Here is a 19,884-nt window from a genome sequence, read left to right on the forward strand (position 1 = left end):
CTGAGTGGACCGCGTCCTCGCCTGTCCGACGCGGAACGATCCCACACCTTCGCGGCCTCCACCGCCGTCGAACAGGAGCGCCTCCATGTCACAGCCCGCAACGCCCGCCGCCTGGTACCCCGACCCCGCGGGCAGCGGACAACTGCGCTACTGGGACGGCACCCAGTGGACGGAGCACCTCGCGCCGGTGCCGGGTACCGTGCCGACGGAGACCGTCACGCAGGCACCGGCATCGGACCCGGCGCAGGCGCTGGCGACGGGCGCGCAGCAGCCGGGCAGACGTCGTCGCGGTCTGCTCATCGGCGGCATCGCGACCGGCGCCGCGATCGCCCTCGTCGCCGGAACCCTCACGGTCGTCGCGGTGACGCAGGCGGGCGGTTCCCCCTCGAACGTGGCGGGCGTGGAGAATCTCGACGACCGCTACGAATGGACGCAGCCGATGCTCGGACTCGAACGCAATCACCACTTCGAGGTCCCCGCCGCGTACGACCTCGACGCCATCGCCCCCGACTACGTCGAACCCGACCCCGAGACGGGGTACTACGACCGCGCCTTCGCCGTCGCCGTCTACACCGACCCGGCCCTCACCCGGCGTGCGGAGGCGAGCGTCATCCAGTTCGATCCGGGCGAGCCCATCACCGTCTCGGCCCACGAAATGGAGACGACCGTCGAGGACATCCGCTTCAAATCCGCAGGCCTCGACGAGTGGGGGCTACACGACGAGTACTTCCTGGTGCAGCGGCTCGACGAAGACGGCACGCCGCTGCCCAAGCCGCGCGTGACCCCCTTCACCGTCGCGCATGAACTCGAGGCCCCGGTTGCGAGCTTCAGCACGGATGCCGCGACCGGCGACCTCCGTGTGAGGTGGAACGAGGTGGCCGACGCGACGGAGTATCTCGTCTACACCTCCTCCATGGACACCGAGAACGGATTCAGGGTGGAGAGGGTGCTGGCGACGACCGCCGAGACGGAGTGGACGAGTGCCGACCAGGCCGTCGAGAACGACGGCGCCCCATTCGTCCTGACGCAGAACGAGGACATGCGCCTGTTCGACGGGTCGAGCGCGGACAACATCCTCGCCGGATGGGGCGACGGGGGTCGCACCGAGTACTACGACTTCGGCGTCATCGCCACGGACGGCACGCAGTACTCGCCGTTCCGAGCGTACGACGCGCTCGAGGTCGCAGGCTCGCTGCCCTACGAGATCGCCTTCGACGCATCGAGGAACGCGAAGCAATGGGGGCCGAGCGGATACGTCGAGGGCATCGAGAACGTGCAGACCTCCGTGTACTTCACCTCCCTCGATGGGATGACCCGAGCCACGGTCGCGACGATCGACCCGGCCGGCGTGCTCGATCTCGGCGACCGGTGGGTCCTCCCCCTCATGGGGCGCGGCACCCGGGTCGGCGAGTGGGTGCCCGTGGCCAAGTCCTCCACACCCGATGTCGCGGCGGCCGTGGCCGCCTTCAACGAGCGGGCTCTCGCCGCGGCCCCGACGACCGGCGGCACGGCGTTCACCGCGGTCTCGGGCACCGTCGCCGAGGTGGGCGCCGGCTCCAAGACGGCGCCCGAGACCGACCTGCCGGTCTTCGGAAGCTCGCCGATGGTGACCTACCTGGCGAAGCACCTGATCGCACAGACGCCGGTCATCGACATCTCGGACTACGCCTCGCTCCCCGGCGCGCCGACCGTGAGCGACGCGCTCACCGAGGCCACCTACCAGAACCCCTACGTCCTCGGCGTGCGCGGATACGAGCTGTCGGAGGACGGCACCCGCATCGGTGTCCAGTACGAGGTGACGAAGGCCGAGGCCGAGCAGCTCCAGGCGGACATCGCAGCGAAGGTGGTCGAGGTCGTCGAGTCCGTCGTGACCGATGAGCAGGCCGAAGCTGAGAAGGTCGTCGCCCTGAACGACTGGCTGACCGCGAACGCCGAGTACGACCACCGCGCGCTCGAGGCGAAGGACGCGAACGGCGGCCAGGTCGTCTCGGGCGACGAGTATGCATGGCGTGCCGACGGCGTGCTGCTCCGGGGCTCGGGAGTCTGCGCGAGCTACGCCTCGGCGTTCCACGCCTTGGCCGCCGCCGCCGGTGTCTCCTCGGTCGTGGTCGCCGGCGACGTGCTCGCCGGGGGCCCGCATGCCTGGAACAAGGTGGAGGCCGACGGCGTCTGGCGTGCCGTCGACGTCACCTGGAACGACTCCCCCGACGCGAACCGCTACCTGATGATCGCCGACGCGGACTTCGTCGATCAGGCGGCGCGTGTCGAGGACGCGGACTGGATGGTCGACAGCTGGCTCGGGGACTACGCGACCCGGTGAGTCGATGCGACCCCGGGGTCGCCACCACTGCCGCGGACCTCGTGCCCGTGTCGCGGGCGCCGCGCGCTCACTCCCCGGCGGTCACGGCGGTCGCGGCGGTCACGGCGGCGATCGGCTCGAGCGCACGATCGAACCGGTCGCGGGCGACGATGATGTCCTCCTGGTGGCGCTCGGTCCAGACGACGAGCGCCTGCACCGTTGCATGCAGCGAGCGGCCCAGCGCGGTCAACTCGTAGTCGACCCGAGGCGGCACGACCGGATACACGGTTCGCCGCACCATGCCATCGCGCTCGAGCTGGCGCAGCGTCACGGTCAGCATGCGCTGGCTCACGCCGTCGATGAGGCGCCTGAGCTCCGTGAACCGGAGGGTGCGGTCGTCGAGCAGGGCGATCACGAGCAGCGACCACTTGTCGGCGATGCGATCGAGGATCTGCCGCACCTCGCAATCCTCGCGCGAGTCCCACTGGAACGCGTCGTTCCAGTCGGCGCCGTGATGGTCGGTTCCCTCAGGGGTACCGAGTGACTTCGAAGTGCCGTCTTCCGTCATGACCCCATGGTGACGCACGATGTGGTCAGGCACAAGAAGTAACCATCCTGCGCGTCAGGACGAGAGACGAGGACACCATGACGACCGACACGGCCGCGACAGCCGCCCCGACGCCGCCGCAGCGCGATGCCCGCCTCCGCGGCCGAGCCCTGGGCCTGCTCATCGTGCTCTGCGGGGCCGCCTTCCTCGAGGGCGTCGACGTCGGCATGTTCGGCGTGGCACTGCCCGCGATCCGCGCCGACCTGGGACTCGCCGTCGGCGAGCTGCAGTGGGTGGTGAGCGCGTACATCCTCGGCTACGGCGGGTTCATGCTGCTCGGCGGCCGCACGGCCGACCTCCTCGGCCGGCGCAGGGTGTTCCTCGTGTCGCTCGGCGTCTTCATCGTCTTCTCCGGCCTCGGCGGCCTCGCGACCGAGCCGTGGATGCTCCTCACCGCCCGGGCGGCGACCGGCATCGCCGCGGCGTTCATGATGCCCGCCGGCCTCTCGATCATCACGACGAGCTTCGAGGAGGGGCCGCTGCGCACCCGCGCGCTCCTCATCTACGCCGGCATCGGCGCCGCCGGGTTCTCGCTCGGTCTCGTGACCGGCGGCCTGCTCACGATGCTCGGCTGGCGCTGGGTGTTCTTCGCGCCGGTCCTCGTCTCGGTCGTGCTGCTCGTACTCGCGATCCCACTCGTCCCGCGGCCTGCGGAAGGGAGCACGGGAACCCTGCGGGGCCGAGCGGATGTCGCGGGCGCGGTCACCGTGACGGCGGCGTTCCTCGCGCTCATCCTGGCCGTCGAGCAGTCCTCGCACGCCGACCCGCCCGTGACGATCGCCCTCTTCACGGGCAGCGTCGCGCTCTTCGGGGCCTTCGTCGCGATCGAGCGTCGGGCGAGGCATCCGCTCGTCCCGCTCTCCTTCCTCCGCCGGATGCCGCTGCTCCGCGCCTACGCGGGCGCCGCCATGCTCGCCGCGGGGTTCCTGGGCTTCCAGTTCCTCGTGGTGCTGGTCTTGCAGGAGCAGCTCGGATGGACGAGCCTGCAGACTTCGCTCGCGATGCTGGTGCTCGGCATCGACGCGATCCTCGCGCCCACGCTGACCCCGCGCCTCGTGGCGCGCTTCGGGCTGTGGCCGGTGATCCTCGGCGGTCTCGCGTTCGCGACGGCGTCCTTCCTGCTGCTCCTGCCCGTGGCACCCGACTGGACGTACGCGGCGATGTTCCCGAGCTTCCTCGCACTGGGACTCGCATTCACCTTCGCGTACGGGCCGCTGACGGTCGCGGCCACCGACGGGGTGTCCGACGACGACCAGGGTCTGAGCGGCGGACTGCTCTACACGGCGTTCCAGTTCGGCGCGGCGATCGGCCTCGCCGCGACGAGCGCCGCACTCACGCTCGCGAGCGAGGCGGCAGCCGACCCCATCGAGGCGACGCGCATGGCCCTCACGGTGCCGATCGGGATGTCAGTCATCGGCGTCGTCATCGCGATCGCGGGGGTGCTGACGAGTCGGCGGAGGCGGGCCGGCTGACGGCCCGCCTCCGGCCGACCCCGGTGGCACGCGAGCCGCGCGAGCCGGCCAGCGCGACGCCCAGCAGGCCCAGCGCCACGAGCGACGTGACGGGGCCGAAGCCCAGTACGAGCACGAGGGCGACGCCCGCCGCCCCGGCGATGACCGCGACGGCCACCGGAACGGATCGGCGCGAGGTCGGTGCGAATGCGCCTGCGGTCGGCGTCGCTGTCGGCGTCGCCGTCGGCGTCGCCGCTGCTCGCCGGCTCCCGCGCTCCCACCGGGCGAAGACCCGGACGAGTGCGGTCGTGCCGAGCGCGGCGACGACGAGCCACAGCGGCCGGCTCGCCCACCACTCCTCGGTGAGCGGCACGGGCAGCGAGAGCCCGACGACGTCGTGCAGCACGAGGAGGAGGCCGGCGATCGTCACGAACGCGGGCATGTGCCACAGGTAGAGCGTCATGCCCCACTCGCCGAAGCTCGCGACGGCGCGGGCCGGGCGCGGGCGCTCGGCCCAGCGCCGCAGCGCCGGTCGCACGAGCGAGAACAGGGCGAGCTGCGCGACGCCGAGCACGACGAGGCACACGGTCGGCGGGTTGAGGTTCATGAGCAGGTCGGGCGAGTACGCGCCGCCGATGGTGAGCGCGAGGAGGACCCCGAACGCACCGGCGGCCGCGGCCAGGCGCGCGGCGCGCGGCATCCGCTCGATGGTGCCGTCGGCCAGGAAGAAGCCGCCCTGCTGCACCAGCAGCCAGACCGCGAGCAGGTTCGCGAAGCCGATGCCGTCGATCCCGGTCGCCGCGCGGGCCACGTCGACGGCGACGACGACGGCGAGCAGCGCCGCGGCGGTGACGAGCGGATGCCACGCGTGCAGCCACGCCATCACCGGGACGAGCGAGGAGCAGCCGATGTACACCGCGAGGAACCACAGCGGCTGTCCGATGCGGTAGCCCGCCGTCGCGACGGTCTCCGCCGGCATGCCCGCGACGGAGAGCGCCGCGAGCACCGCGCCCACGACCGCCACGAGCGCGATGGCCGGGCGGATCAGCCGGGCGAGGCGCCCACGGACGAAGTCCGCGGCGCCCTGTCCGCGCTGCTGCATACGGCGCCAGTTGCTCCAGCCCGCGAAGCCGCCGATCACGAAGAACAGCGGCATGATCTGCACGACCCAGGTGGCGGGCGCGAAGCCCGCCCAGTGCTCGAGCGCGTTCTCGAGCACCGGGCCGTCGGCGCCCACGCTGACGCCGACCATCATGGCGTGCAGGGCGAACACCACGACGAGGCAGGCCGCACGAGCGGCATCGATCGACGCGTCGCGGTGCGGAGCGTGCGGAGCGTGCGGAGCCGGATGCCGGAGCGCGAGCCCGGGCGAGGCGGACGATCCGTGACCGGCCGGACCCGAGGTCGACCGCCGGATCACGGCGGGGGGTTCTGCGTTCAGCGTCACGGTGACGCTCCTCCCTCGGCGGCATCTCCGCCCGTGCGGGCAGGTTAGGAACGCGGTACCGGCGGCAGCATCACCCGCCGGAGCGGTTCCGACCCCCTACCGAGGTACTGCTGACCGGCTCAGCCGGTTGCAGCGGGCGGATGCCGCCGCGGCGGGTGATGCTGCCGCCGGGAGCGGAGCGGTTGCCGCGTCTCACCGGAACGGATGCCGCGCGACGGTCACCGACCCACCGCGGCTCGCCCGGCCCTGTCGCAGAAGCCCCACCAACCGCCGCCCATGCGGTGCTCGCGATTCGCTGCCGGGAGGAGTTGCCGGCGGGCAGTTGCCGGCGGGAGTTGCCGGCGGGAGTTGCCGGCGGGAGTTGCCGGCGGGCATATGCCAGTTCCCCCTCAATCGATGAGGGGGAACTGGCATTGCGAATACAGGACGTCGAAGTCTCGCGCCCCGACCGTGCCAGAAAGGCAGGGAGGCGACGAGAACAGGAGGGCAATCGAGAACCGGAGGCAGTCGAGAACCGGACGGCCGTGGAGAACCGGACAGGCGTCGAGAACCGGAGAGCGAATCGGCGGGTCGCCAGGGCCGGGCCGGCCACCAGGACGGGCCGGCCGCCAGGACGGGCCGGCCGCCAGGACGGGCGGGTCGCCAGTCCTGCGGCGCGGTCGGCGCAGAGGAGCGCCCGACGCTGGACGATGGAGTGCTCCCGGGGGGAGAGAGGGAGTCCGCTCAGCGACCGGGCTGCACCAGCCCGGCGTCGTAGGCCAGCACCACCGCGTGCACGCGATCGCGCAGCGCGAGCTTGGAGAGGATCTTGCCGACGTGCGTCTTCACGGTCTGCTCGGCGATGAAGAGATCAGCGGCGATCTCCTGGTTCGAGCGACCCCGGGCGATGAGCACGAGCACCTCGCGTTCGCGCGCGGTGAGGCCCGAGAGCAGGTGCTCGTCGACGCGCGGGGCGGGCGTCTGGCCGGCGACCTGCTCGATGAGGCGGCGGGTCACGCTCGGCGCGAGGAGCGCGTCGCCGGCCGCGATGACGCGCACGGCGTTCACGACCTCGTCGGGGAGCGCGTCCTTCAGGAGGAACCCGCTCGCGCCCGCGCGGAGCGCCGCGTAGACGTAGTCGTCGATGTCGAACGTGGTGAGCATGAGCACGCGCGGCACGTAGTCGCTCGAGCGCGGCGGCGTCTGCAGCGCACGCGTCGCTTCGATGCCGTTCATGACCGGCATGCGCACGTCCATCACGACGACGTCGGGACGCAGCACGTGCGCGAGCCGCACGGCCTCGGCGCCGTCGGCCGCCTGGCCGACGACGCTGATGCCGTCCTGCGCGTCGAGCACGGCCGCGAAGCCGGCTCGCACCATCGCCTGGTCATCGGCGATGAGCACCGTGATCGTCACCTGGCCGCCTCTCGGTCGTCGGCGAGCGGCAGCACGGCGTGCACCTCGAAACCGCCGTCGGGGGTTTCGCCGCTCTCGATGCTGCCGCCGAGGAGTCGAGCCCGCTCGCGGATCCCGATCAGTCCGTGCCCCGCCTGACCCGGTCGTCCGGCGTCGGCCCCTGCACCGGCCGTCGCCCCGGAGGCCGTCGCCCCGGATGCCGCGACCGAACCGGATGCGCCCGCGCGAACCTGCTCGGCCGGAGTTCCTGCCGAGGCATCCGGCGCCGCCTCGTTGCGCACGGTCACGTCGAGTCCCGCGCCGGGGCCCGGTGCGCGGCGCACGATCACGACGGTCGTCGCGCCGGGCGCGTGCCGGAGCACGTTGCTCAGCGATTCCTACACGATGCGATAGGCCGCGCGCGCGGCGGCACCGCCGTCTTGGAGACCGGTCGCGAGCTCGAGCGTCACGGGGAGGCCGGCCCGCTCGATGCCGGCGACGAGCTCCGGCAGTTGGGCGAGCCCGGGCTGCGGCGCGGTCTCGGCCTCCCCCGCCGGGTCGCGCAGGACGGTCAGCAGCTCGCGCATCTCGGCCATCGCCGAGCGAGCGGATGCCGCGATCTCGCCGAACTCGGCCGTCGTCGCCTCGTCGAGCCCGGCCAGCCGGTACGGCGCACTCGCGGCCTGCACCTGGATGATCGACATGCTGTGCGCCACCACGTCGTGCATCTCACGGGCGATGCGCGTGCGCTCCTCGGCCACGAGCCGGCGCTCGTGCTCGGCGGCGGTCGTGGCACGCTGCTCGTCGAGCTGGACCGACCAGCGGGTGCGCCCCGCCATCACGGCGAGCGCGACGCCGAACACGAGGGCGCTGACGGCGGCACTCGTCACGAGGTTCGCGACGACGCCGTCGGGCGTCGCGCCGTGGCCCGGGACGAACGAGACCGCGAGCGGCACGATGATCGCCCCGACCCACAGCACCCCGGCCCACCTGGCGTGACCGCGCATCGTGAGCAGGACCAGGAGCGCGCAGAGCAGGATCAGCTGCGGCACCGTCACGGGCCACGGAAGCCCCGGATCCGCCGAGCCGAACAGCCCGAAGAGGAACTGTCCCACGAGGAAGGCGATGACCGCGGCCCAGCCGCGCCACATGGCGAGCAGCAGGCTGCCGGCCTGGAGCAGCACGAGCCCGAAGGCGATCGCGACGTGCACGTGGTACACCGCGGCGTCGATCGGCACCGCCACCGAGTACATGACGACGGCGACGAACGCCGTGATGGTCCAGACGACCATCTCCGGCGCCGAGGCGAGCATGGCGGTCGCGGCCGTCCGGCGTGCGCCGACGACGGGCGCCGCCGAGGGCGCCATCGTGGGCGGCGGCGGCGGAGGCGGAACGGGCGGACCCGGACGTGCGGTGGTGACCATGTCGCTCACTCTGGCACGCGGCATCCGAGGACACATCCCTCCGCGGTGGGGTTCGCGCATCCCGCCGGGGTATGGTGCCGCGCGCCCGGATCAGCCCTTCGCAGCCTTCGCGGCGGCCTTGGCCGCCTGCTTCGTGGCCCGCACCTTCGCGAGGGATTCGGGGTCGACGATGTCGGCGACCGAACGGTACGAGTCCTCCTCGCCGTAGGCGCCGGCGGCCTCGCGCCAACCGGGCGCCTCGAGCCCGCACTGCTTGCCGAGCAGGGCGAGGAAGATGCGCGCCTTCTGGTCGCCGAACCCGGGCAGCGCCTTCAGCCGCTTCAGGACCTCGGCGCCCGTCGGCTCGCCGCGGGTCCAGATCGCCGTCGCGTCGCCGCCCCACTCGTCGCGCACGGCGGCCGCGAGCGTCTGCACGCGTTCGGCCATCGAGCCGGGGAAGCGGTGCACGGCCGGCGTCTGCTTGAACGCCTCGACGAACGCGTCGGGCGCGACGTCCGCGATGACGGCCGGGTCGATCGAGCCGACGCGGTCGCGGATCTTGACGGGTCCGGCGAAGGCCGACTCCATCGTGACCTGCTGGTCGAGCAGCATGCCCGTCAGCAGAGCGAAGGCGTCGTCGCTCAGCAGTTCGTCGGCGGCCGGATCTCCGGTGATGTGCAGTGCCATTCCCCCATCCTCCCATCGCGCGCGCGGAACGGCATCGGCCGGAACGGCATCGGCCGGATGCGGCATCCGGACGGGAACCGACCGCACCCGTTGCGAAACTGGCGGCGGCGCGATTCCATGGAACGGATCGTGTCGAAGAGGACATCTGAGGAGCGAACCCATGGACTGGAAGATCGAACTCATCTTCGTGCCCGTCACGGACGTCGACCGCGCGAAGGCGTTCTACGTCGAGAAACTCGGCTTCAACGCCGACCACGACCGCACGGTGACCGAGGGACTGCGCTTCGTGCAGCTGACGCCCCCGGGCTCGGCCTGCTCGATCGCGATCGGCGTGGGCCTCGGCAGCGGGGTCCAGCCCGGAACGCTCGACGTGATCCAGGTCGTCATCCCCGATGCGGATGCCGCTCTGGCCGAGCTCCGCGCCAAGGGGGTCGAGGCCGAGGGCGTCGACGAGCAGGAGTGGGGCCGGTTCGTCTCCCTGAAGGACCCCGACGGCAACCGCTGGACCCTGCAGGAGCTGCCCGACTACTCGGCGGGCTGAGCCGCCCGAGCCGCAGGGGCGCGTGAAGCGGATGCCGCCGCGCGGACGCGCGCGTAGGCTGCTGGGCATGTCCGACCTGTCGCGCCACCTCCCGCTGTCCAATCGGCCGCGCCACGACGAGTCCGACGTGTCCTCCTCGTGGAACGCCGAGCTCGCCGACGTGCTCGGGAGCCTCGCGACCGCGCTCGCCCCGCTGCCCGATGCGGCCTGGGCCACCACCTCGCGGCGCCCCGACTGGAGCGTCCACGACGTGATCGCGCACCTCGTGTGGCGCCTGTCCACCCCGCGCGGCGAGCGGTGGCGCGCGAGCGCCCGATCGCTCGCCGAGCAGGGGTTCAGCGCGGCCGCCGCCGAGCTGGTCATCGCGCGTCGCGTCGCGGGCTCCCCCGACGCGACCCCGCCCGCGCTCGTGCAGCGCCTCGTCGCGATGCGCGACGTCGCGGCCGCCCGCGCCGCAGGGGCGGCCCCCGGCCTCGCCCTCGACGGCACGCGCGGCGACACCTTCCAGAACGGCATCGGCGCGCTCGCCGAGGCCGTGATCGGCGCGACCGACGTCGCGGCCTCGCTCGGCCTGCCACTCACCGTGCCGGAGCGCGCCTCCGGCGCCGTGGCCCTGCGGCGAGCGCTCGAGGCGCCCACCGAGATCAAGGCCGTGATCCGCGGCCACTCGCTCGCCGCGACCGACGCCGACTGGAGCTTCGGCAACGGCCCCGTACTCGAGGCCACCGCGGCCGAGCTCCTGCTCTTCCTCTACGGCCGGAGCGACACGGCTCCGCACCCCCGGCCGACCACGCGCTGACGCCGCACGGCGCACGCGGCGCCCGAGCGCGGCATCCTTCGTCCGCCCGCCAGAGACGACGAAGGGGCGGATGCCGCAGCATCCGCCCCTTTGCTCAGTTCACGCCGTACGGCTCAACGACCGCCGCTGCGACGCCGGTTGTAGACGTCGAAGGCCACGGCGAGGAGCAGCACGAGGCCCTTGACGACCTGCTGCCACTCGATGCCGATGCCCATGATCGACATGCCGTTGTTCAGCACGCCGATGATCAGGCCACCGATGATCGCGCCGCCGATCGTTCCGACGCCGCCCTGGACCGCCGCGCCGCCGATGAAGGCCGCGGAGATCGCCTCGAGCTCGAAGCCGTCACCCGCCTTCGGGCCGGCGAGGTTCAGGCGGGCCGTGAAGATGAGGCCCGCGAGCGCCGCGAGGGTGCCCATGTTGACGAAGAGCCAGAAGTCGACGCGACGCGTCTTGATGCCCGAGAGCTCCGCGGCGTGGCGGTTGCCGCCGATCGCGTAGATGTGCCGGCCGAAGACCGTGCGGTTCATCACGATGCCGTAGACGAGGATCAGGACCGCGAGGATGATCAGCGTGATCGGGATGCCCTTGTACGAGGCCAGCGAGTACGCGAAGAAGCCGATCGCCGCCGAGATGAGCACGAGCTTGATGACGAACCAGACCATGGGCTCGACGTCCTGGCCGTACTTCTGACGTCCGCGACGCGTGCGGACCTGCTGCACGACGAGGGCGATGATCGCGATCGCACCGACGCCGAGCGTCAATGGATCGATCTCGAACTCGCCGAACAGGTCCGTCAGGAAGCCGTTGCCGAGGGCACGGTACTCGGCCGGGAACGAGCCGATGTTCGCGTTGCCCAGCACCACGAGCGCGAGCCCGCGGAAGATGAGCATGCCGGCCAGCGTCACGATGAAGGCTGGAATGCCGACATAGGCGATCCAGAAGCCCTGCCAGACGCCGACCAGGGCGCCGATGCCGAGCGAGAGGATCACGGACAGCCACCACGGCAGGCCCCACTGGACGGCGAACACGCCGGAGCACGCACCCACGAACGCAGCCACCGAGCCCACGGAGAGGTCGATGTGGCCGGCGATGATGACCATCACCATGCCGATGGCGAGCACGAGGATGTACCCGTTCTGCACCACCAGGTTGGAGATGTTCTGCGGGCGCAGGAGGATGCCGTCCGTGAGGATCGAGAACAGCACGACCACCGCGATGAGGGCGATGAAGATGCCGTTCTTGCCGAGGTCGGCGAGCACGTGGCTCAGCCGATCGGTGAACTTGTTCTGGACCGGGTTGATCGTGGCGCCGACCGCCTGCGAGTCGCCGGTCGGCGGGGTCTGGGTTGGTGTGTTGGACATGGGGTCTCCTGTGATCTGCGCGCGCCCGGGCGTCAGCGCGGCTTTTCCATGGTCATGAGCTTGAGCATCGACTCGGGCGTGGCCTCGGCGATGGGGAGTTCGCCGGTGATGCGGCCCTCGGAGATGGCGTACACGCGGTCGCAGATGCCGAGCAGCTCGGGCAGTTCGGACGAGATGACGATGACGCCCTTGCCCTGCGCGGCGAGCTTGTTGATGATCGTGTAGATCTCGTACTTGGCACCGACGTCGATGCCTCGCGTCGGCTCATCGAGGATGAGCACGTCGGGGTCGGAGTAGATCCACTTCGACAGCACGACCTTCTGCTGGTTGCCGCCCGAGAGCTTCCCGGTCTTCACGAGCACGTTCGGGGCCTTGATGTTCATCGAGTTCTTGAACTCGGTGGCGATCTTGTACTCCTCGTTGTCGTGCACGAGGCCGAACCTCTCGAGCTTCTTCAGCGAGGCCATCGAGATGTTGCGCTTGATGTCCTCGATGAGGTTGAGGCCGTAGGTCTTGCGGTCCTCGGTGGCGTACGCGATGCCGTGCTCGATGGCCTCGGACACGGTGCGGGTCTTGATCTCCTTGCCGCGGAGGAAGACCTTGCCCGAGATGCGGGATCCGTAGCTCTGTCCGAAGAGGCTCATCGCGAACTCGGTGCGACCGGCGCCCATGAGGCCCGCGATGCCGACGATCTCGCCCGCGCGCACGTGGAGGTTCACGTTGTCCACGACGACGCGGGAGGTGTCCTGCGGATGGTGGGCGGTCCAGTCCTCGACCCGGAGCAGCTCGTCCCCGAGGTTCGGCGTGTGGTCGGGGTAGCGGTGCTCGAGGTCCCGGCCCACCATGTCCTTGATGATGCGGTCCTCGGTCACCTCCTGCTTCGCGATCGTCTCGATCGTCTTGCCGTCGCGGATGACCGTGACGGAGTCGGCGACCTTCTTGATCTCGTTCAGCTTGTGGCTGATGATGATCGACGTGATGCCCTGGCCCTTGAGGTGCAGGATCAGGTCGAGCAGGTGATCGGAGTCCTCGTCGTTCAACGCGGCGGTCGGCTCGTCGAGGATGAGCAGCTTCACTTCCTTCGAGAGCGCCTTCGCGATCTCGACGAGCTGCTGCTTGCCGACGCCGATGTCCATGATCTTCGTCGTCGGGTTCTCACGGAGGCCGACGCGCGCGAGGAGCTTGGAGGCCTCGAAGTTCGTCTTGTTCCAGTCGATGAGGCCGCCACGGCCCTTCAACTCGTTGTTGAGGAAGATGTTCTCGGCGATCGACAGGTACGGGCTGAGCGCGAGTTCCTGGTGGATGATGACGATGCCCTTGGCCTCGCTGTCCGTCAGGTCCTTGAACTCGACCGTCTCGTTCTCGAAGACGATGTCGCCGTCGTACGTTCCGTGCGGGTAGACGCCCGACAGGACCTTCATCAGCGTGGACTTGCCCGCGCCGTTCTCACCGCAGATCGCGTGGACTTCGCCGCGCTCGACCTCGATGGTCACGTTCGAGAGGGCCTTCACGCCGGGGAAGGTCTTCGTGATGCCGCGCATCTCGAGAATGTTGTTGGTCATGTTTGCTCCTGCTTCGTCGCCGGTGCCCTGTCGGACGCGGATGCCGCGGCCGGACCTGAGGCGAGACTACTCTCGCCGCAGGCTCCGGCCGCGTCATCCCATCAGCGGGTCAACCCGGGTGGGGGTCGATCAGCCGTTGATTTCCTCTTCGGTCCAGTAGCCGCTGTCGACCAGGACGTCGGTGATGTTGTCCTTGACGACGATCTGCGACTCGAGGAGGTACGACGGCACGACCTTGACGCCGTTGTCGTAGTCCTCGGTGTTGTTGACCTCGACCTCTTCATCGTTCAGGATCGCGGAGGCCATGTTCACGGCGACCTCGGCGAGCTGGCGGGTGTCCTTGAAGATGGTCGAGAACTGCTCGCCCGAGTTGATGGCCTTGACCGAGTCGATCTCAGCGTCCTGGCCCGAGATGATCGGCCAGCCTTCGCCGACCGTGTAGCCGGCGTCGGTGAGGGCCGAGATGATGCCTCGCGAGAGCCCGTCGTACGGCGAGAGGATCGCGTTGACCTGCGAGCCGTCGGAGTACGTGGAGGTCAGGATGTTCTCCATGCGCTCCTGAGCGACCTCGCCGTCCCAGCGGAGCGTGGCGGCCTGCTCGAAGTCCGTCTGGCCCGACTTGACGACCAGCGTGCCGTCGTCGATCAGCGGCTGGAGCGTGTCGATCGCGCCGTTCCAGAAGAACGTGGCGTTGTTGTCGTCGGGCGAACCGGCGAACAGCTCGATGTTGAACGGACCCTTGGGTGCGTCGGCGGCCGGCTCACCCTCGAGGTCGGTCAGGCCGAGGCCGTTCAGCAGCGAGGTGGCCTGCTGCACGCCGACGACGTAGTTGTCGAAGGACGCGTAGTAGTCGACGTTCTCGGAGTCGCGGATGAGGCGGTCGTAGGCGATGACCGGGATGTCGGCGTCGGCCGCGTCCTGGAGCACCTGCGAGAGCGTCGTGCCGTCGATCGAGGCGATGATCAGGGCCTCTGCGCCCTTGGTGATCATGTTCTCGATCTGCGAGACCTGCGTGGGGATGTCGTCCTCTGCGTACTGCAGGTCGACGGTGAAGCCCTGCTCCTCGAGCTGCGCCTTGACAGCGTCGCCGTCCTGGATCCAACGCTCCGAGCTCTTCGTCGGCATCGCGACGCCGACCAGGCCGCCGTCGCCGCCACCCTCGCCGCCGTCGCCGGAGCCGCCCGAGCACGCCGCGAGTGCGAGCATGGAAGCGGCCGCCATCGTAGCGAGAAGCACCTTCTTCGTGTTCTTCACGGTGTTTCCTTTCACTGTGTCATTCGTGGACGTCATCGTCTTGGTGACAGTCGGAGCGACGGTGTCCATGAACGTCGCTCCCCCGCGGCATCCGATGAGCGGATGTCGCAAGCCTTTGTTGTTGAGTTATCCGCCGGCGGAGTGCGTGGCGACCCGTCGTGGGTCGGTGCTCTGTCCGTAGACGTTCTGGTACCGGTCGTACAACCGGTCGATCGCGTCCTGCGGGATCGGGACCAACGGGCCCGCCTCACGAGCCAGATGCACCGCCCGGGCGACATCCTCGACCATCACCGCAGCCTTGACCGCATCCTTGGCCGACGCGCCGATCGTGAACGGCCCATGATTGGCCATCAACACCGCACGGCTGCGGTGCCCGCTCAAGGTCTCCACGATGCCCCGACCGATCGAGTCATCCCCGATGATCGCGAACGGACCCACCGGGATCGGACCGCCGAACTCATCGGCCATCGCCGTGATCACGCACGGGATCTCCTCGTTGCGTGCCGCCCACGCCACCGCATACGTCGAATGCGTGTGCACCACACCACCGACCTCGGGCATGTTCCGGTACACGTACGCATGCGCCGCGGTATCCGAGGACGGCGCCCGGTCAGCACCAGGCGTGCCCGGGATCACGTTGCCATCCAGATCGCACAGGATCATGTTCTCCGGCGCGAGATCGTCATACGACACCCCCGACGGCTTGATCACGAACAACTCAGCACCCGGCACCCGACCAGACACGTTCCCGCCGGTCCAGACCACCAGGCCATACCGCGTCAACTCGCCATGCAACTTCGCAACCTCGGTCCGCACACGCGCGATCGCGACCTCGGCCTGGGGCCCGTAGGAACTCATGCGGACACCGCCTCGACGACATCGGCTCCACGGTCGGTACGGACTCCGTCGACCGGACCAGCCTCGTGCGCACCGGCGCCGGGCATGCCGGTGACGGCCCCGGTGACGTGCTGCTCGGCTCGGCTCACGGTACTGACTCCCTCGTCGATGGTGGTGGCGCGGATGTGCTGGTCTTCGATCATGCGGTGCGATGTGACGATCGATGTGACCGTTCACATGGCGACACTCATGTTAGCCCCACGGCGGACGAGATTGTCAACTCGGGGCGATCACGGATCGATAACGCCGCGACCGGTGCCCATTCACCGACCCGGCCCCGCACGCCTTTGACGCCGAGGCGGTCCGCCGCCTGCCCGTCCACCCTCCCGACGGAGGACTGTGTCCGTGGCGCCCCCGGAGTTCCGGGGAAGGCCGGCGTCACCGCCCGCAGCGATGCCGGATACCGCGCGCTCCGTCGCACACAACCACGGCGGCGCGGGCAGACGATCGGGCCCGCGACGGGCCCGTGCCTCGATGTGACCGTCACATGTGTGACGGTCACATTTCTCCGATCGCGTGCATAATGAGGGGCAGTGAGGCGTGTGACCGTGCACATGCCCGAGTTCGCGACCAAGGATGTGACCGTGACCGAGCAGACCCCGAAGGGCCGTGCCCCCAGCATCCGCGACGTCGCTCGACTGGCCGGCGTCTCGCACCAGACGGTCTCCCGCGTGCTCAACCACCACCCGAGCATCCGGCCCGAGACGAAGCAGCGCGTCCTCGACGTGATGACCGAGGTGCAGTACCAGCCGAACCGCGCCGCTCGCGCACTCGTCACCAGCCGGTCGCGCACCATCGGCATCCTCTCGGCGTCGAGCACGCAGTACGGTCCCGCGTCGAGCATCGCGGCCATCGAGGCCGCGGCGCGCGAGGCCGGTTACTGGGTCAGCACGGCCAACATCGACGCGACCGACGACCGGTCGATCGCAGACGGACTCGCCCACCTGATCGCGCAGGGCATCGAGGGCCTCGTCGTCATCGCACCGCAGGTGCGCGTGTTCGACACCCTCGCCGAGCGCTCGATCGACGTGCCGTACGTGAGCCTGCAGTCCACGGGGCGCGATCCCGAGCATGCCCTCTCCGTCGACCAGATCGCCGGAGCGAGGCTCGCGACCCGCCACCTCATCGAGCTCGGGCACCGCGACATCTACCATCTCGCCGGCCCCCAGGACTGGATCGAGGCGGAGGCCCGCATGCGCGGTTTCCTCGACGAGATGAGCGCGAGCGACGTGCCGACGACCGCGCCGATCCTCGGCGACTGGACGGCGGACTTCGGCTACTACGCGGGCCGGGAGCTGCTCACGATCCGCGACTTCACCGCGATCTTCTCCTCGAATGACCAGATGGCGCTCGGACTCATGCACGCCGTGCGCGACGCGGGGCTCGAGATCCCGCGGGACGTGTCGATCATCGGGTTCGACGACATTCCCGAGGCCGCGCACTTCTGGCCGCCGCTCACGACCGTCCGCCAGGACTTCGCCGAGCTCGGCCGCCGGTGCGTCGCACTCCTGGTGGGCACGATCGACTCCTCGACCCTCGAGCATCGCGGCTCGATCGTGCCCGAGCTCATCGTCCGCGGCTCGACGGGCGCACCGGCGTTCTGACGTTGGAAGCCCGACGGCCGCCGGCCCGCATCAGCCGGCGGCGACCGCCGGCGGACGTACCCGGCTCGCGATGACGAGCGCCACGACGGAGATGCCGAGCGTGACCGCGAAATCGGCGGAGAACGCGCCGGCGCCGATGGACGCCGAGACCAGCGCCGTGACCGCCAGCGCGATGGACGCGCCGAGCGACTCGGAGATGGTGAGGGCCGCGCTGTTGAAGCCCTGCTCGTCGCGGCGCGACTGGGCCAGCACCGAGACCGAGAAGCGCGGGTACATGAACCCCATCGACGCGCCGGCGAGCGCCCAGGCCACGAAGGCGATCGCGGGGGTCAGCGTGAACCAGGCGACGGCGAGCACGACCGCGAGGGCGACGACGAGCGTGAGCGTGCCGATCTGGACCGCACGCGTATCGCTCACCTGCTCGGTGAGGCGCCCCTGCAGCCAGGATGCCGCGGCCCACGTGACGCCGGCGCCCGTGAGCACGACCCCGGCGAGGCTCGGCGACATCTCGTAGTTCTCGATGAAGAGGTACGGCAGGTAGACCTCGCTGCCGAAGAACGCACCGGCCACCACGAACTTCACCGCCACGGTCGCGGGCATGCCGCGAGCGGCATGCAGGGTTCCGGGCGGCAGGAGCGGGCGGGCCGCGAGGGCGGCGACGACGATACCGGCGCCGGCGGCGAGCCACCGCCACGGGTCGTCGAGCTCCTTCGAGAGCGACACCGCGAGGGCGGCCGCTGCCGTGAGCACGGCCCAGCCGACCCGGCCGAGGCTCCACGGCACCGAGGCATCGCCCTGGACGAGGTCGCGCACGCGGAGGATCGGCGGCACCATCATGGCCGCGGCGGGGACCACGATCACGATGACGCCGAGGAACACCCAGTGCCAGCTGAACGTCTCGGCCACGACGCCCGCGAGCGCCGGTCCGATGATCGAGGGGATGACCCAGGCGGCCGCGAACCCGGCGAACACCCGCGCGCGAAGGGCCTCGGGGTACGCCCGGGCGACGATCACGTAGAGCGGCACGATGACCGCGGCACCGCTCAGCCCGTGCACGAACCGCCCGAGGATGAACACCGTCATGTCGGTCGCGGTGCCCGCGATGACGAGCCCGATCACGAACAGGACCGCCGCGGTGATGAGCGACGGCAGCGGCCCCGAGCGATCGGTCCAGTTGCCGGCGAGCACCATGCCGATGATGCCCGCGGCGAGCGGCACGGCGAAGGACAGCGCGAAGAGCGACTCGCCGTCGAGGTCGCGGACCACGAGGGGCATGATCGTCGTAACCGCCATGGCCTCGAACGCGGCGAGGAAGATCGTCGCGAACATGCCGATCGACAGCCACGTGTAGGGCTTCGAGAGCGGACCCTTCGCCGCGGGGAGCCGGCCATCGCCCGACGCGCGGGGCGCGGATGCCTCGCGCGCGGGCTTCTCCTGGGCGTATGCCTCTTGAGCGGATGCCCCGTGCCCCGACGCCTCCGCCGAGGTGTACGCCTCGGCGGCGGGAGCCACGGAATGGTCGCCGGTCTCGATCTCGTCGTTCATCGCCCGTCGCCTCGCATCACTCGATCGAGCCTACGTGCTGCCGCCGACACGGCGACGCCAGAGGCCCCGGGTACCCGGGACGCAGGATGGAATCAGCGACGCGCCGGCATCGTCCGGCGTGCCCACCGCCCGAGGGCGGCGCCACGACGAACGGCCGTCAGAGCTCTTCGTGCGTGTCGGGGTCGGCGCCCCAGATGCGTCCGCGTTCGAGGCCCGAGATGGCGGCCATCTCGTCATCGCCCAGCTCGAACGAGAACACGTCGAGGTTCGCGCGCCGGCGCGCGGCATCCGATGACTTGGGGATGGGAACGGACCCGAGCTGCACGTGCCAGCGCAGCACGACCTGGGGCACCGTGAGGCCGCGGGCACCGGCGATGTCGGCGAGCACGGGCTCGCCCAGCAGGTCGCTCTTGCGCCCGAGCGGACTCCAGCTCTCGGTGCGGATGCCGTGTTCGGCGTGGTAGCCGCGCAGGTCGCCCTGCGGGAAGTACGGGTGCAGTTCGACCTGGTTGACGACCGGCACGACGCCCGTCTCGCGCTCGAGCCGCTCAAGCATGGCCTGGGTGAAGTTCGAGACGCCGATGGAGCGCACGAGCCCCTTCTCGCGCAGGCGGATCATCGCCTTCCAGCTCTCGACGTACTTGTCGATGCGCGGGTTCGGCCAGTGGATGAGGTACAGATCGACCCAATCGAGGTCGAGCTTGGCGCGCGACTCCTCGAAGCTCGCGAGCGTCTCCTCGAAGCCGTGGTGCCGGCCGGGCAGCTTGGTCGCGATGACGAGATCGCTCCGATCGACGCCCGATCGTCGGATCGCCTCGCCCACGACGTCTTCATTGCCGTAGTTGTAGGCCGTGTCGATCAGGCGGTAGCCGTCGCCGATCGCCGTCGAGATCGCCTCGATGCCGCTCTGCTCGTTGAGCCCGTACGTGCCCAACCCGATCGCCGGGAGGGTGTTTCCATCGTGCAGGGCGTATTGCGGGATCATGCCTCCATCCTCACGCACGGCGGCGGCTGAATCCACACGCACGCGCCGATCGGCCGTCCTTCGGC

The 19,884-nt window shown here is 70.3% G+C and carries 18 protein-coding genes; 5 read left to right on the top strand and 13 right to left on the bottom strand.

Translation table 11 applies throughout. The annotated features are described in order from the left end of the window. Nucleotides 1-85 precede the first annotated feature (85 nt). On the top strand, nt 86-2,320 hold the full coding sequence (locus GQQ95_RS02120) for a DUF2510 domain-containing protein (RefSeq protein ID WP_157425964.1): 2,235 nt from the start codon (nt 86-88) through the stop codon (nt 2,318-2,320). Nucleotides 2,321-2,387: 67 nt separating this feature from the next. Here the strand turns inward: GQQ95_RS02120 and GQQ95_RS02125 are convergent, their stop codons facing one another. After that, entirely contained in the window at nt 2,388-2,867 is a 480-nt protein-coding gene (locus GQQ95_RS02125) for a winged helix-turn-helix transcriptional regulator (RefSeq protein ID WP_157425965.1), read from the bottom strand. A 77-nt stretch (nt 2,868-2,944) separates the two neighbouring features. Between GQQ95_RS02125 and GQQ95_RS02130 the strand changes: the two genes are divergently transcribed. After that, on the top strand, nt 2,945-4,378 hold the full coding sequence (locus tag GQQ95_RS02130) for an MFS transporter (protein WP_157425966.1): 1,434 nt from the start codon (nt 2,945-2,947) through the stop codon (nt 4,376-4,378). Here the strand turns inward: GQQ95_RS02130 and GQQ95_RS02135 are convergent. The 5 genes from GQQ95_RS02135 to GQQ95_RS02155 form a co-directional block, all read right to left on the bottom strand. Further along, on the bottom strand, nt 4,329-5,804 hold the full coding sequence (locus GQQ95_RS02135) for an acyltransferase family protein (protein WP_246205138.1): 1,476 nt from the start codon (nt 5,802-5,804) through the stop codon (nt 4,329-4,331). The genes GQQ95_RS02130 and GQQ95_RS02135 overlap by 50 nt on opposite strands. 723 nt (nt 5,805-6,527) lie before the next feature. After that, complete coding sequence (locus GQQ95_RS02140; RefSeq protein WP_157425967.1) at nt 6,528-7,199, bottom strand: response regulator; 672 nt, start codon at nt 7,197-7,199, stop codon at nt 6,528-6,530. Next, nucleotides 7,196-7,570 carry an ATP-binding protein gene (locus GQQ95_RS02145; RefSeq protein ID WP_343032756.1) on the bottom strand — a complete coding sequence of 125 codons (375 nt, stop codon included), beginning with the start codon at nt 7,568-7,570 and terminating at the stop codon, nt 7,196-7,198. The genes GQQ95_RS02140 and GQQ95_RS02145 overlap by 4 nt, the downstream gene beginning before the upstream one ends. Nucleotides 7,571-7,576: 6 nt before the next feature. Continuing rightward, complete coding sequence (locus tag GQQ95_RS02150; protein ID WP_170296929.1) at nt 7,577-8,602, bottom strand: sensor histidine kinase; 1,026 nt, start codon at nt 8,600-8,602, stop codon at nt 7,577-7,579. A gap of 90 nt (nt 8,603-8,692) precedes the next feature. Continuing rightward, on the bottom strand, nt 8,693-9,268 hold the full coding sequence (locus GQQ95_RS02155) for an HhH-GPD-type base excision DNA repair protein (RefSeq protein ID WP_157425970.1): 576 nt from the start codon (nt 9,266-9,268) through the stop codon (nt 8,693-8,695). Between the two features lie 160 nt (nt 9,269-9,428). Between GQQ95_RS02155 and GQQ95_RS02160 the strand changes: the two genes are divergently transcribed. Continuing rightward, nucleotides 9,429-9,809: a VOC family protein gene (locus GQQ95_RS02160; RefSeq protein WP_157425971.1), complete on the top strand. Its 381-nt coding sequence runs from the start codon at nt 9,429-9,431 to the stop codon at nt 9,807-9,809. 67 nt (nt 9,810-9,876) lie between these two features. After that, entirely contained in the window at nt 9,877-10,608 is a 732-nt protein-coding gene (locus GQQ95_RS02165; protein ID WP_170296930.1) for a maleylpyruvate isomerase family mycothiol-dependent enzyme, read from the top strand. A 113-nt stretch (nt 10,609-10,721) separates the two neighbouring features. Here the strand turns inward: GQQ95_RS02165 and mmsB are convergent, their stop codons facing one another. From mmsB to GQQ95_RS02190, 5 genes are all read right to left on the bottom strand, one after another. Further along, the gene (gene mmsB, locus GQQ95_RS02170; protein ID WP_157425973.1) at nt 10,722-11,972 is read right to left on the bottom strand and encodes a multiple monosaccharide ABC transporter permease; all 1,251 of its coding nucleotides are present in this window, start codon (nt 11,970-11,972) and stop codon (nt 10,722-10,724) included. 32 nt (nt 11,973-12,004) lie between these two features. Further along, nucleotides 12,005-13,534: a multiple monosaccharide ABC transporter ATP-binding protein gene (gene mmsA / locus GQQ95_RS02175; RefSeq protein WP_157425974.1), complete on the bottom strand. Its 1,530-nt coding sequence runs from the start codon at nt 13,532-13,534 to the stop codon at nt 12,005-12,007. A 129-nt stretch (nt 13,535-13,663) separates the two neighbouring features. Further along, nucleotides 13,664-14,755 carry a multiple monosaccharide ABC transporter substrate-binding protein gene (gene chvE / locus GQQ95_RS02180; protein ID WP_157426143.1) on the bottom strand — a complete coding sequence of 364 codons (1,092 nt, stop codon included), beginning with the start codon at nt 14,753-14,755 and terminating at the stop codon, nt 13,664-13,666. A 159-nt stretch (nt 14,756-14,914) separates the two neighbouring features. Beyond that, entirely contained in the window at nt 14,915-15,646 is a 732-nt protein-coding gene (locus tag GQQ95_RS02185) for an L-ribulose-5-phosphate 4-epimerase (RefSeq protein WP_157425975.1), read from the bottom strand. Further along, nucleotides 15,643-15,828 (bottom strand): hypothetical protein, encoded by a 186-nt coding sequence (locus GQQ95_RS02190; protein ID WP_157425976.1) that lies wholly within the window; start codon nt 15,826-15,828, stop codon nt 15,643-15,645. Before GQQ95_RS02190 ends, GQQ95_RS02185 begins: the two co-directional genes overlap by 4 nt. Nucleotides 15,829-16,239: 411 nt before the next feature. Here GQQ95_RS02190 and GQQ95_RS02195 point away from each other — a divergent pair, with 411 nt between their 5' ends. Continuing rightward, on the top strand, nt 16,240-17,289 hold the full coding sequence (locus GQQ95_RS02195; RefSeq protein WP_157426144.1) for a LacI family DNA-binding transcriptional regulator: 1,050 nt from the start codon (nt 16,240-16,242) through the stop codon (nt 17,287-17,289). 30 nt (nt 17,290-17,319) lie between these two features. On the opposite strand, the gene GQQ95_RS02200 is transcribed toward GQQ95_RS02195, so the two are convergent. Together GQQ95_RS02200 and GQQ95_RS02205 are read right to left on the bottom strand one after the other, a co-directional pair. Next, the gene (locus GQQ95_RS02200; RefSeq protein ID WP_157425977.1) at nt 17,320-18,834 is read right to left on the bottom strand and encodes an MFS transporter; all 1,515 of its coding nucleotides are present in this window, start codon (nt 18,832-18,834) and stop codon (nt 17,320-17,322) included. A gap of 157 nt (nt 18,835-18,991) precedes the next feature. Then, nucleotides 18,992-19,819 (bottom strand): aldo/keto reductase, encoded by an 828-nt coding sequence (locus tag GQQ95_RS02205; protein WP_157425978.1) that lies wholly within the window; start codon nt 19,817-19,819, stop codon nt 18,992-18,994. Nucleotides 19,820-19,884: the final 65 nt, after the last annotated feature.

The sequence above is a fragment of the Agromyces salentinus genome (assembly GCF_009749395.1).
Lineage (GTDB): Bacteria > Actinomycetota > Actinomycetes > Actinomycetales > Microbacteriaceae > Agromyces > Agromyces salentinus.

What these genes read in the sequence shown, in the direction of transcription:
- GQQ95_RS02120 (WP_157425964.1), top strand. Translation starts at nt 86, where the DNA reads ATGTCACAGCCCGCAACGCCCGCCGCCTGGTACCCCGACCCCGCGGGC.
- GQQ95_RS02150 (WP_170296929.1), bottom strand. Translation starts at nt 8,602, where the DNA reads ATGGTCACCACCGCACGTCCGGGTCCGCCCGTTCCGCCTCCGCCGCCG.
- mmsA (WP_157425974.1), bottom strand. Translation starts at nt 13,534, where the DNA reads ATGACCAACAACATTCTCGAGATGCGCGGCATCACGAAGACCTTCCCC.
- chvE (WP_157426143.1), bottom strand. Translation starts at nt 14,755, where the DNA reads ATGGCGGCCGCTTCCATGCTCGCACTCGCGGCGTGCTCGGGCGGCTCC.
- GQQ95_RS02195 (WP_157426144.1), top strand. Translation starts at nt 16,240, where the DNA reads ATGCCCGAGTTCGCGACCAAGGATGTGACCGTGACCGAGCAGACCCCG.
- GQQ95_RS02160 (WP_157425971.1), top strand. Translation starts at nt 9,429, where the DNA reads ATGGACTGGAAGATCGAACTCATCTTCGTGCCCGTCACGGACGTCGAC.
- mmsB (WP_157425973.1), bottom strand. Translation starts at nt 11,972, where the DNA reads ATGTCCAACACACCAACCCAGACCCCGCCGACCGGCGACTCGCAGGCG.
- GQQ95_RS02205 (WP_157425978.1), bottom strand. Translation starts at nt 19,819, where the DNA reads ATGATCCCGCAATACGCCCTGCACGATGGAAACACCCTCCCGGCGATC.
- GQQ95_RS02165 (WP_170296930.1), top strand. Translation starts at nt 9,877, where the DNA reads ATGTCCGACCTGTCGCGCCACCTCCCGCTGTCCAATCGGCCGCGCCAC.
- GQQ95_RS02155 (WP_157425970.1), bottom strand. Translation starts at nt 9,268, where the DNA reads ATGGCACTGCACATCACCGGAGATCCGGCCGCCGACGAACTGCTGAGC.
- GQQ95_RS02190 (WP_157425976.1), bottom strand. Translation starts at nt 15,828, where the DNA reads ATGATCGAAGACCAGCACATCCGCGCCACCACCATCGACGAGGGAGTC.
- GQQ95_RS02125 (WP_157425965.1), bottom strand. Translation starts at nt 2,867, where the DNA reads ATGACGGAAGACGGCACTTCGAAGTCACTCGGTACCCCTGAGGGAACC.
- GQQ95_RS02200 (WP_157425977.1), bottom strand. Translation starts at nt 18,834, where the DNA reads ATGAACGACGAGATCGAGACCGGCGACCATTCCGTGGCTCCCGCCGCC.
- GQQ95_RS02185 (WP_157425975.1), bottom strand. Translation starts at nt 15,646, where the DNA reads ATGAGTTCCTACGGGCCCCAGGCCGAGGTCGCGATCGCGCGTGTGCGG.
- GQQ95_RS02130 (WP_157425966.1), top strand. Translation starts at nt 2,945, where the DNA reads ATGACGACCGACACGGCCGCGACAGCCGCCCCGACGCCGCCGCAGCGC.